The organism is Streptomyces sp. NPDC058221, assembly GCF_042882365.1.
Lineage (GTDB): Bacteria > Actinomycetota > Actinomycetes > Streptomycetales > Streptomycetaceae > Streptomyces.
In genome coordinates, this window is the sequence record NZ_JBHVWF010000126.1 from 12414 (window position 1) to 23417 (window position 11004).

Below are 11004 nucleotides of genomic sequence, written 5' to 3' on the forward strand. Positions count from 1 at the left end.
GAGACTATTAATTTGGGGTGTGTGTTGATTATTTTTTAGGGTTGTGGTTGTTTTATGTGGTATACGGCCTCGACCCCTCCACCGCGTTGCCGGGCACGGGCGCCGCTCGGCTGACCGCCTGCTGCGCTCCGAGTGGGCGCGCTCCAGTCCCGTGCACCGGGATCGGCTGGGGCGGGCCACCGACGCTCAGCTCCTGCCCGCGTCCCGGGTGAGCCGGTCGACAACAGCTGCGGCCTGCTCCGGGTGTCCCTCCAGCCAGCTGCCGAGGCGCTCCCGGACGGTCTCGTCGAAGCAGGTGCGTACTGCGGCGTTGCCCAGTACACCGCGGGTGGCGCCCTCGAACGAGGGATGGTCCAGTTTCACCGACACGACAGCCGTCAGTCCCTCGCAGACCCGGTCGGCGCTGAGACCGGGGTGCGTCGCCGTCAGTAGTTGCCGCTTTCGTGCGTAGGCGTGTACCGCGCCCGCCACTCCGTCTCGGAAGCCGAGCATGTGTGTGCCGCCGCCGGGGGTGGGGCGGCTGTTGGCAAAGCTGCGGAGCTGCTCCTCGTGAGAGGTGGACCACCGCATGGCCACCTCCGCCGTCCCTGCCATCCGCAGGCCCTCCCATGCAAAGGCAATGACGTCCGGGTGTACGGGCGTCCTCGCTGAGGCGTCGAGGAAGGCAACGAAGTCCCTTGTCCCGCCGAGGAACCGTACCGACCGGGGTTCGCCCGGAGGACGTGCGTCGGTCAGAGAGATGGCCAGGCCCCGGTTCAGGAAGGCCAGTTCCCTGAAGCGTTCGGCCAGCACGGCGAACGAGCACTCCACGGTCTCGAAGATGTCGGAGTCGGGCCGGAAGGTGATGGTCGTCCCGCTGCCGGATGCGGCCCCCACGGCGGTGGGCGGGGCTGCGGCGACACCGCGCGCGTACTCCTGAATCCAGCGGGCACCATCGCGCCGCACCTCGGCAGTCAGGCGGCTCGACAGGGCGTTGGTGATACTGGGCCCGATGCCGACGAGGCCCACGGCCGCAGTGTTGCGGTCGGCGGGCTCCGCCCCGGCGTACACGCGGGTCAGCAGAGCTTCGAGGTCCGTGGCGCCATCCACGTCCTCGGTGACCTCGACGGGAACACCCTGCCCGTCGTCGGCGACTCTCACACCGCCATCGGGCGTGAGGGTGACGTCGACGGAACTGGCGCGGCCGGCCAGAACCTCGTTCACGGCCCGGCCCACGACCTCGAACACCGCCTGGTGCAAGCCGCGTTCACCGGTCGAGCCGACATACATCCCGGGCCGCTGCCTAACGGCCTCCCACCCCTCCAGCACCGTGATGTGCGTGGCGTCGTACGGGTTGGCGTTCTCACTCACGAGGTCCCCTTCGACTGTATCCGGCGGCGCTGCCCAGCCTAGGGAAATCTCCAGAAAATACCAGGTCAGAGGCGGTATGGCGAGGGCTTTGGCAGGCGGGTGACCCCCTGCCCGGGTACAGCCGGCCCAGGGGTTGAGGTGGACCCGGGAATCGCGGTCGGCCCCCGGCCGAGGCCGCGTACGGCCCCATTCCCGGCAGCCCCAAGGCCCCGGATTTCAGGGAGACATCGGAGTGACGCCACGCCACCCCTCTGACGCCGCGTCTGATCGCCGTTCCCTTCGTAGCGTCGCGACGGCAGACCCGCGGAGGGAACCGCGGGCCCGAACGTCGGCGGCTGACATCAGGCTTCGAACGCTCTGAGGTGTTGCCGGGCTGCGACCGCCTGATGATCCGCCGCGCACCCCCGCAGCCGCCCAGGCGCACTCCTTGCCCGGTCTCCGAGAGGCCGGACGGGTGAGGGACGGAGGCGGCGGGGTCGCGCGCCGGGGCCGGACAGCCGAGGCTGGGGGGATGAGCGAGCAGGCGACCGACGACGGACCGGAGCGGCAGCAGCCCCGCCGGCGGCGGCTCTGGCCGTGGGTGGTGCTGATGGTCGCCGTGCTGCTGGCCCTCGCCGCGGGCGCGGTCTCCGCGGTGCTGGCCCACGGGATCTCCCAGGAGGGCTCGAAGACCCTGCGGATCAGGTACGAGGTCACGGGCACCGCCAGGGATGTGACGCTCACCTACAGCACCTGGCAGGGCGAGGCCCTGTCGACCGGGCGGCTGACGCTGCGGACCCTGCCGTGGGCCGCGGAGCTGGACACCAGAGGGTTCATGAACGGCGGCTCGTTCGTCGTCGGCCTCGGGCGGTCAGGCGGCGATGTCACCTGCTCCGTGACGGCGGACGACGGCACCCGGCGGACCGACCGGGCGTCCGGCGCCTTCGCCACCGCCACCTGCAGCGGGTTCTGAGCCACGGCTGCGCCCCCGGATCTCCCGGGGGCGCAGGGTGCGGACCTGCGGACGGTGGTCAGCGGCCGTAGCGGATGAGTGCGCGGACCATGCGGCAGGTGGTGTCGGACGGCGGGAGGATGCCGAGGCGCTCGGCAGTCGTACGTATCCTCGCGTTGCTCGCGCTCGACGGGTAGTAGATGCCCGTGTCGAGCAGGGCGATCGCCAGGCGCATCGCCTTCAGCCGGCGGTTGTGGGTGACATACCACTCACGGGGACGGCCGGCGGGGAGCGGCTTCTTCTGCAGGGGCTTGTGGAGCGGCTTGGTCGTAACTGCGGCAACGGCCATCGGCAACCTCCTGGCACGGTGGTGGAACCCTCACGAACTACCCCCATTTTACTGCCCGGCACTGACAATCGCCCCTGGCCAGAGGGGTTTTCGCGGGTCCATCCCGTACCGTTGGCCCCATGGAGATCTGGATCAATCCCGCCTGTTCCAAATGCCGCAGCGCGGTGCAGCTGCTCGATGCGGAGGGCGCCGACTACACGGTCCGCCGTTACCTGGAGGACGTGCCGTCACCGGACGAGATCCGGGCCGTCCTCGGCCGGCTCGGGCTGGAGCCGTGGGACATCACGCGGACCCAGGAGGCGGACGCCAAGGAGCTCGGGCTCAAGGAGTGGCCGCGCGAGGCGGCTGCGCGGGAGCGCTGGATCTCGGCGCTCGCCGAGCATCCGAAGCTGATCCAGCGGCCGATCATCACGGCTGAGGACGGCACGGCCGTGGTCGCGCGCACGGACGCGGCGGTGCGGGACGCCTTGGGGCGCTGAGCGGAACGGCCCTAAGGGCTGGCCGGGGCGTCGAGGAACTGCAGCATTCTGTGGCTGAGTTCGGCCGCCGTCGGCTCGTGGAGCGGCAGCGCGTGGTGGGAGACGCCGGGCAGGACGGCCGTTTCCGCGTGCGGCAGCAGCCGGCGCGCGGTGGCTGCCACGCGGGCCGCGTCATGGGCCCGGCTCTGCCCGGCGAGCAGGATCAGGGTCGGCACGTCGAGTGCGCTCAGGGCCTCGGGTGACGGACGCGGTCCGGTGACCGGCCGGGCCGCGGGGAATCCTGCCGCCGCCTCGCGCAGCCGCAGCCAGGCCGGGTCGAGTGCGGCGCCGCCCGTCTCCCAGGCCAGGAAGGCGCGGGTTCGTGCGGGGTTCGGGCGCAGCAGCATCGGGAGCGCGTGGAGGAGATAGCCGGGGCGGAAGCCGGCGAAGCAGCCGGTCGGGTCGACGAGGACCAGCCTGTCGACCCGGTGGGGTGCGTGCAGGGCGTACTGGAGGGCGGTCCAGCCGCCGTACGAATGGCCGCACAGCGCGGTGGACTCGACGCCCAGGCCGTCCAGTACCGCGTCGAGCCAAGCGTTCAGATCGCCCACGGTGCGGATGGCGCGCTCCCCCGCCACGCTGCGGCCGGGCTCGCCCACGAGGTCCACGGCGTGCACCCGGTGGCTGCGGCCCAGTTCGGCGGCCTGGGCGTACCAGGCGGTGGAGGTCGCTCCGCCGCCCGGCAGCAGGAGCAGGGGCGGCGCGTCCTCGGGGCCGTGACAGTTGAGGTGGGTGGTGCCGTACGGGGTGGAGACCTCAGCCGGCCTCGTTCCGGCGGGCCACTTGGCTGTGATGACCTCGTCGTACGCCGCGAGGAAGGCCGCGTCGCCGGTTGCGGGCTTCCGCGCGGCTGTCATGAGGTGCTCTCCGCCTGGGTCTCCGCCTCCGCGAGCAGTTCCGTCAGCCGGAGCCCGAACCGTACGTCGCAGGGGTGCGCCACCCCGGTACGCACCGATTCGATCAGCGCGTCCACCGCCGCCCGGAAGGCGCCGACCGCCCCGTCCCACCGGGGCAGACCGACGGTCCCGTGCTCGCCCCTGAGCTCGACCTCGACCCCGGTCGCGGCCGCCGGGGCTGCCAGGGTGAGCGTCACCGTGCTGGAGGCGCCGGAGGCGTGGCGGAGGATCAGGTGGTGGGCGTCGGCAGGGCCGCGGGCCGCGGTCAGCGCGGTGACGTCGCCCAGGACCGGGATCAGGACCGACAGCGCGTGCGGGCCGACGTCCCAGAGTCCGCCCTTCTCGTGGCGCCAGGGCGACGCGGCGTACTCGCTGTCCGCGCCGGGTGCCCACAGGGCGCCGATCCAGTGGGCGTGCGCGGTGAACCAGCCGCCCTTCGCGTGCTGTTCGGCGATCCAGGCGGAGGTCTCCGGAGCGAACCGCAGGGTGCAGAAGACGATGGAGGCGACCCGGGCCTGCTCGGCGGCCTCGGCCACCTCGCGGGCGCCCGCGACGGTCGTGGCCACCGGCTTGTCCATCAGCAGGTGGCAGCCGGCCGCCGCGGCGCGGGCGGCCAGCGGGGCCTGGACGTCGGGCGGCAGCGCGAACGCGACGGCGTCGCTCGCGGCGAAGAGCTCGTCGAGCCCGGCATCGCCGGTGTACGCCGTGACGCCATGCGCGGCGGCCAGCTCCCCGGCGGCCTCGGCCCGGCGGCCCCACACCCCGCTCAGCACGGCGCCGGGATGCTCGGCGAGGGCGGGGGCCTGGGTGTTACGGGCCCAGGGGCCCGTACCGACCAGGCCGATACGCAGGGGGGTCGCGGATGTCGTCATGGGACAAGTGTGCCCGGTGCGGCTGTGCGGCGAGGCGAATCCGGTGGCGGGCCGTGCGGCCGGGCGGCTACGTTGACGGGGCCGGCCGCGGGACTCCGGTGCGACTTCCGGGACTTGCCTGTAAAGCAAACATTTCGCTGCTCGCGCCCTCATTCCCCGGCCGGCTTCCGCTTGCGCGTACCGCCTCGCGGAACACCACGGGAGATGCATCATGACGACCGAGAGCTTCGCCGACCTCGTCGCCGCCGAGGACGTGCTCCTCTTCGTCAACGCGGCGATCACCGCGACCGGGCAGCGCGAGTTCCACTCGGGGGCGTACCGGCAGCAGCTCTCCCTCGACTTCCTGCACGCGTATGTACGGGTCAACTACCGCAGGGTGTACGCCGCCTCGCTCGCCCTCGACATCAACGACCACAACGCGGTGCGCATCGTCCGGGGTCTGCTGGAGTACGCCTGTGATGCCACGGCCGGGGAGAAGCGCACCGAGGGCCGGCTGATCGCCGCGCGGCTGGCGATGCTGCCGCCGCAGCGGGTGTACCGGCTGTTCCGGGAACTGCGTGCCGCCCGGGTCAACAACCGGCGCACCCGCGCGATCATGCGGGACTGGCTGACCGCGCGGCCCGATCCGGCGCACGACGCGGTGAAGTACCGCGCAGGGCTGAAGAACGCCGTCCGCCATGCGCACCTGCGGCTCGGCGACGGGTCCGGCGGTGAGCTGGGCGACTTCCTCTTCCGGCCGGGGAAGCTGCCCCGGTACCGGCACGCCCTGCTCGACGCCTGGCGCCGCGCCCACTACGAGCAGGGCGCCGTCGACGAGCTGCCCTTCACCATCGCCGAGGGCTTCGCGGCCCGGCACGGCATGAAGCGCGAGGCGTTCCTGGAGCGGATGGTGCCCCGGATGACCCGGCTGGAGCGGCTGCGCACCCAGGCGCAGCGCGGGGCCTCTTCCCCGCAGGCGCTGCCCGCGGGTGTCGACCTGGCCGGGATGCCGCTGACCCGGCTCGCCCTGTACGTCCTGTCGCTCCCCCTGGAGGTGCGCCGGAGCCACCGCGAGGAGCTGGCCTCGGCCCTGCGCGCCGCGGCCCGTCGCGCGGCGGGCCCGCACGCCGGGAGCTGGGGGCGGGTCGCCGCCGTGCTGGACGACAGCTTCTCCTCGTCCGGTTCGGGCGAGAAGCGGCGCCGTCCGCTCGCCGTGGCGCTGGCCTGCACCTTTCTGCTGGAGGCGCTGGCCGCGCCGGACGCGTACACCCCGCTGTGGACCAGCGGTGCCGGCGATCCGCTGCTGGTCCGGCCCTGGGGGCCGACTCCGCTCGGCACCCGCGTCCTGGACGCCCTGGAGCACGGCCCCGAGCGGCTGGTCATCGTCTCGGACGGCTGGGACAACGCTCCGCCCGGGCTCGCGGGCGAGGTGCTGCGGGTGTGGCGGACCAGGATCGACCCGGACCGGCGCATCTCCGTGGTTCATGTGAACCCTGTATACGACGCGGACGGTTTCGATGTCCGGCGGCTGTCCCCGGCCGTGCCGACGGCCGGTATCCGGGACGCGGAGGACCTGCCGGCCCTGGTGGAGATCGCCCAGTTCTCCGAGGGCCGGACGGGCCCCGCCGAACTGCACGCGTATCTGGACCGGCAGGTCGCCCGGTTCGTGACGGCCGGACGGGCGGGAGGCACCCTGTGAACAGGCTCGAACTGACCGGGCTCACCACCCGTCCCTCGCAGGTCTGGGGCGGTATCCGGCTGGTGCCGCTGGTGCGTGAGAAGCCCGTCGGGGGGCTCCGGCTGCATCAGGAGGTGTACTCGGGCGGCGGGCCGGACGTGGTCCGGCTGGGGCCGCGCACCCACTACACCTCGTACATCCCGCACGGCTTCGTCGCCGACTGGTCGGGCGAGGGCACCGGGAGCGCCGCGTACGGCACGCAGCTGGCGGCCGACGGCGAGAAGGACGGCACGCCGCCCCGGACCGTACGGCTGCCGCGCCACCGGCACCACCGGATGGCCAAGCGGCAGCCGGGCGACCGGCTGCGCTTCCTGCCGCTGCATCTCGCGCTGGAGGGTTATCTCTCGCTGCACTTCGGCGGACCGTCGATCGCCTGGGAGGAGTGGTCGCGGCAGGCCCTGCGCGACGGCCTGTCGCCGCGGGCCGAAGACGCATACCTGGGGTGGTCGGTGCGCGGGCTGGGCGACGCGCTGCGGGTGTTCGAGATCCATCCCGGCCAGTGCGGGGTGATGGTGTACGCGGCCGACACGCTCGCTGCGGCCTTCGTGGTGCCGCACCCCGACGACTACCGCCTGCTGCACCCCTCGCTCGTCCAGGACCTGTACGGGGAGCTGGTCCACCAGTACGCGATGTACGGTGCGCCGGTGGCCGGCTTCGGGGCGCGGATCGCGGACGGGCCGGGTCTCGGCACGCTCGCCGGTCTGCGGGCGGCCGCGCGGGAGCAGGAGCGGGAGTGGGCCGAGGCGCACGACACCCTGTTCGCGCGGGAGCTGCTGGACACCTCGTACGGCTTCGACCGGGTGTACCGGATGGGGTCGTTCACGCTGTGGCGCTTCCTGCCGCCGTTCCTGCGGAACCGGGGCGGGCAGCACATCGGCGAGACGATCACCGACCACAAGGGGCAGGTCGCCTACCTGAAGACGTTCCGGCTGTCGGAGGCGCAGATCCGGCGCGGTCATCTGCTTCAGCGCCTGGCCGACGCGGACTGGCTGCTCCCGCGGGCCGCCGTGGCGCTGGGCGCCACCGAGGAGGAGCTGGTGCGGCGGATCCGGGCCGCCGGTTTCGAGACGCTGCTGCGGCACCGTGGCTAGCGGGACTGGAGCGGCCCGTCATCGGTCCGTCTTGCGCAGGAAACGTCGGTAACACGGGGTTCACACGAGGGCAACGGACGGGAAATCGCGCCTTGCGAAGCTGCGCTGCATAGACCGCAGCACCCCCAAAGGATGGCTTCCGTGACGTTCAAGGCTGAGTACATCTGGATCGACGGCACCGAGCCGACCGCCAAGCTCCGTTCCAAGACGAAGATCATGCCCGGTTCCCCCTCGTCCGACGTGGCCGAGCTGCCCATCTGGGGCTTCGACGGGTCGAGCACCAACCAGGCCGAGGGCCACGCCTCCGACCGGGTGCTGAAGCCGGTCTTCACCTGCCCGGACCCGATCCGCGGCGGTGACGACGTCCTGGTCCTGTGCGAGGTCTTCCACATCGACATGACCCCGCACGAGTCCAACACCCGTGCCGGACTGCGCCCGCTCGCCGAGCAGTTCGCGGGCCAGGAGCCGATCTTCGGCATCGAGCAGGAGTACACCTTCTTCGACGGCCACCGGCCGCTCGGCTTCCCCGAGGGCGGCTTCCCGGCCGCGCAGGGCGGCTACTACTGCGGCGTCGGCTCCGACGAGATCTTCGGCCGCGACATCGTCGAGAAGCACCTCGACAACTGTCTGAAGGCGGGCCTCGCCATCTCCGGCATCAACGCCGAGGTCATGCCCGGCCAGTGGGAGTTCCAGGTCGGTCCGGTCTCCCCGCTGGAGGTCTCCGACCACCTGTGGATCGCCCGCTGGCTGCTCTACCGCACCGCCGAGGACTTCAACGTCTCCGCGACCCTCGACCCGAAGCCGGTCAAGGGCGACTGGAACGGCGCGGGCGCGCACACCAACTTCTCCACCAAGGCGATGCGCGAGGGCTACGACGCGATCATCACCGCGTGCGAGTCGCTCGGCGAGGGCTCGAAGCCGATGGACCACGTCAAGCACTACGGCGCGGGCATCGACGACCGGCTGACCGGTCTGCACGAGACCGCCCCGTGGAACGAGTACAGCTACGGCGTCTCCAACCGCGGCGCCTCGGTCCGTATCCCGTGGCAGGTCGAGCAGGACCGGAAGGGCTACATCGAGGACCGCCGTCCGAACGCCAACGTCGACCCGTACGTCGTCACGCGGCTGATCGTCGACACCTGCTGCACCGCGCTGGAGAAGGCCGGACAGGTCTGATCCCGCGGCGACCGCCCGTCCGCAGGGGCGCCCACCGACGGTCCGGTGGGCGCCCCTTCGGCGTGCGCGGGGCATTGTCGGTGCCGTGTGCCAGGGTGGTCGCATGCTCGAAATCAAGGTGGCGACGGAGAACCAGCAGAACCACACCCGCGTTTCGGACCGGGAGCTGAGTGCGCTGGTGCACCGGATCGGCGGGGCCGACGACCACTTCCTCGTCGTGGAGCGGATACCGGACATCCCGGGTGAGTTCATCCAGGTGTGGCACGAGGGCGGCGGGGTGTACGAGCTGGAGCACCGCGCCGGCGGGGCCGCCACCCATGTGCGGACGGTCGTCGACGCCCCAGGGCGGGTCGCGGGGCTGATGGCGGCCTGGGCCCGCCGGGAGCCCGGGTGGGACACGGGTGTCGGCTGGAAGAGCGCCGGCCTGCCGGAGCCCGAGCCCGTGCCGGAGATCGCGCCGGAGATCCGTTCCCAGCTGGAGGAGCTGGTACGGGAGCTGCTCCGCGGTGGGTACGGCAGCGTGGCTGATCTCGCCGAGTCCGCCGAGGAGTACCTGGTGAAGGACGGGGTGCGTCCGGTGACCGGGGCCCAGGCGCGCGGGCTGGTGGAGCGGCTGTGGCTGGAGCGTGTCGACGAGCAGCGGCTCTGGTCGGACGAGACCGATGCCGACCGGCTGGAGCGGGCCTTCACCGTGCTGGACGGGCGGGGGATCACGGCGCGGGAGCATTTCAGCTGCTGCCGCTCGTGCGGGTTCAGCGAGATCCACGCGGAGGGCCGGGAGGATGCACGGGGCTTCGTCTTCTTCCATCTGCAGGGCACACAGAGCGCGGCGGCCGGGCACGGTCTGACGTTGTACTACGGCGGGTTCGACGAATCGCAGGAGACGACGGCGGCCGTGGGCCGGGAGGTCGCGGCGGTACTGGGCGAGGCGGGGCTGACCGTGGAGTGGGACGGTTCGCCGGGCCGGGCGATCGAGCTGACGGGGCTGGACTGGCGCAAGCGGCTGGTGGGTTGAGGGCGAGGGCCGTTCCTGCCGAGCATGGATCCCACCGCGCCGAAGGCACGGATCCCGCCCCGTGCGAGCACAGGCTCCCACCCCTGTCCGAGGTGCGGCTTCCGCCCCGCCCGTGCCCCGGTGGACGGGCCAGGGTGAGGAAGGTAACGCAAAGGTCCGTACCGACGGGTGAGAGGGGCCTGCTGCGGGGTCGTGTTCTCTGGTTCAATAGAGGCATGGCCAGCTTCCAGCACACCTCGACAGGTCGCAGCGACCTCGAGCCGTTCTGGCCTTCCCGTCAGCATCATGACTACGACCGGGTGTGTTGCCGCGCGTTGAACGCGCTGGCCCTCTAAAGCCGCTCACCCCGGTCTTCGGTCCGCGCGCACGCAGCAAGTCCGTCCACAGACGACTCCTTCGCGCGAAAGAGCTGACCCTCATGGCGAACACTCGCACCTTCTCCGCCGCAGCCGCTGCCACCGCAGCGCCGTCGGCGGCCGCTGCGGCCACCCCCGCCCGTCCTCCCTCCCCCAACCGGCACCGGCTGCGAGCAGTCGCGCCGGACGAGGTCTTCCAGCCCGCCGATGTGTCCGCGTTCCTGGCGCCGGGCACGACCTGGCTGCCCGCACCCCAGCACACCCTGCCGGCGCTGCCCGGACAGCCGCCGATGGTCGGTTACCTGGTGCTCGTCCCCGCCGACCAGCAGCCGGCGCTCGCGGCCGCGGCAGCCGGATCGGCCCAGTACGTGGTGCCGGAGGCGCTGGAGGACCCGGGCACCGGGCCGGTGCGCATCGACTCCGTCCAGCGCACCGCCGAGGTGAACGGGAAGACGCTCGACCTCACCTACCTGGAGTTCGAACTGCTGGCCCATCTGGTGGCGCACCCGCACCGGGTACACACCCGCGACCAGCTGGTGACCACGGTCTGGGGCTACGGGCACGTGGGCGACGGGCGCACCGTCGACGTCCACATCGCCCGGCTGCGCCGCAAGCTCGGCGTGGAGCACCGCCGGTCGATCCAGACGGTGCGGCGCGTCGGATACAAGTACGCGCCCTGAGAAGCACGTTGAGCACACGGGGGCCCTGGATCCGGTACGTACCGGAACCAGGG

General features: G+C 72.1%; 11 protein-coding genes. 7 read left to right on the forward strand and 4 right to left on the reverse strand.

The features are described from left to right. Positions 1 to 186 precede the first annotated feature (186 nt). Positions 187 to 1350 carry an ATP-binding protein gene (locus ACFVW8_RS30315; protein WP_389695574.1) on the reverse strand — a complete coding sequence of 388 codons (1164 nt, stop codon included), beginning with the start codon at positions 1348 to 1350 and terminating at the stop codon, positions 187 to 189. A gap of 511 nt (positions 1351 to 1861) precedes the next feature. On the opposite strand from ACFVW8_RS30315, the gene ACFVW8_RS30320 reads away from it, so the two are divergent. Beyond that, entirely contained in the window at positions 1862 to 2302 is a 441-nt protein-coding gene (locus tag ACFVW8_RS30320) for a hypothetical protein (RefSeq protein ID WP_389695576.1), read from the forward strand. Positions 2303 to 2360: 58 nt separating this feature from the next. Here ACFVW8_RS30320 and ACFVW8_RS30325 read toward each other — a convergent pair whose 3' ends face one another. Next, complete coding sequence (locus ACFVW8_RS30325; RefSeq protein ID WP_389695578.1) at positions 2361 to 2630, reverse strand: hypothetical protein; 270 nt, start codon at positions 2628 to 2630, stop codon at positions 2361 to 2363. Between the two features lie 119 nt (positions 2631 to 2749). Here ACFVW8_RS30325 and ACFVW8_RS30330 point away from each other — a divergent pair, with 119 nt between their 5' ends. Continuing rightward, a complete protein-coding gene (locus tag ACFVW8_RS30330; RefSeq protein ID WP_389695580.1) occupies positions 2750 to 3109 on the forward strand; it encodes an arsenate reductase family protein in 360 nt (119 codons plus the stop codon). Positions 3110 to 3120: 11 nt separating this feature from the next. Here the strand turns inward: ACFVW8_RS30330 and ACFVW8_RS30335 are convergent, their stop codons facing one another. Further along, the gene (locus tag ACFVW8_RS30335; RefSeq protein ID WP_389695582.1) at positions 3121 to 4005 is read right to left on the reverse strand and encodes an alpha/beta fold hydrolase; all 885 of its coding nucleotides are present in this window, start codon (positions 4003 to 4005) and stop codon (positions 3121 to 3123) included. Then, positions 4002 to 4916, reverse strand: a complete 915-nt coding sequence (locus ACFVW8_RS30340; RefSeq protein WP_389695584.1) for a Gfo/Idh/MocA family protein — start codon at positions 4914 to 4916, stop codon at positions 4002 to 4004. The genes ACFVW8_RS30335 and ACFVW8_RS30340 overlap by 4 nt, the downstream gene beginning before the upstream one ends. Before the next feature lie 211 nt (positions 4917 to 5127). Here ACFVW8_RS30340 and ACFVW8_RS30345 point away from each other — a divergent pair, with 211 nt between their 5' ends. From ACFVW8_RS30345 to ACFVW8_RS30365, 5 genes are all read left to right on the forward strand, one after another. Next, entirely contained in the window at positions 5128 to 6594 is a 1467-nt protein-coding gene (locus ACFVW8_RS30345; RefSeq protein ID WP_389695586.1) for a hypothetical protein, read from the forward strand. Continuing rightward, positions 6591 to 7724 (forward strand): hypothetical protein, encoded by a 1134-nt coding sequence (locus tag ACFVW8_RS30350; protein ID WP_389695588.1) that lies wholly within the window; start codon positions 6591 to 6593, stop codon positions 7722 to 7724. Before ACFVW8_RS30345 ends, ACFVW8_RS30350 begins: the two co-directional genes overlap by 4 nt. A gap of 141 nt (positions 7725 to 7865) precedes the next feature. Beyond that, on the forward strand, positions 7866 to 8900 hold the full coding sequence (gene glnII / locus ACFVW8_RS30355; protein ID WP_389695590.1) for a glutamine synthetase: 1035 nt from the start codon (positions 7866 to 7868) through the stop codon (positions 8898 to 8900). Between the two features lie 103 nt (positions 8901 to 9003). Next, complete coding sequence (locus ACFVW8_RS30360) at positions 9004 to 9915, forward strand: DUF6891 domain-containing protein (protein ID WP_389695592.1); 912 nt, start codon at positions 9004 to 9006, stop codon at positions 9913 to 9915. 418 nt (positions 9916 to 10333) lie between these two features. Continuing rightward, on the forward strand, positions 10334 to 10951 hold the full coding sequence (locus tag ACFVW8_RS30365) for a winged helix-turn-helix domain-containing protein (RefSeq protein WP_389695594.1): 618 nt from the start codon (positions 10334 to 10336) through the stop codon (positions 10949 to 10951). Positions 10952 to 11004: the final 53 nt, after the last annotated feature.

Bases quoted from the DNA above. Each gene is read 5' to 3' on its own strand.
- ACFVW8_RS30320 (WP_389695576.1), top strand. From the start codon at position 1,862: ATGAGCGAGCAGGCGACCGACGACGGACCGGAGCGGCAGCAGCCCCGC.
- ACFVW8_RS30325 (WP_389695578.1), bottom strand. From the start codon at position 2,630: ATGGCCGTTGCCGCAGTTACGACCAAGCCGCTCCACAAGCCCCTGCAG.
- ACFVW8_RS30330 (WP_389695580.1), top strand. From the start codon at position 2,750: ATGGAGATCTGGATCAATCCCGCCTGTTCCAAATGCCGCAGCGCGGTG.
- ACFVW8_RS30335 (WP_389695582.1), bottom strand. From the start codon at position 4,005: ATGACAGCCGCGCGGAAGCCCGCAACCGGCGACGCGGCCTTCCTCGCG.
- ACFVW8_RS30340 (WP_389695584.1), bottom strand. From the start codon at position 4,916: ATGACGACATCCGCGACCCCCCTGCGTATCGGCCTGGTCGGTACGGGC.
- ACFVW8_RS30345 (WP_389695586.1), top strand. From the start codon at position 5,128: ATGACGACCGAGAGCTTCGCCGACCTCGTCGCCGCCGAGGACGTGCTC.
- ACFVW8_RS30360 (WP_389695592.1), top strand. From the start codon at position 9,004: ATGCTCGAAATCAAGGTGGCGACGGAGAACCAGCAGAACCACACCCGC.
- ACFVW8_RS30365 (WP_389695594.1), top strand. From the start codon at position 10,334: ATGGCGAACACTCGCACCTTCTCCGCCGCAGCCGCTGCCACCGCAGCG.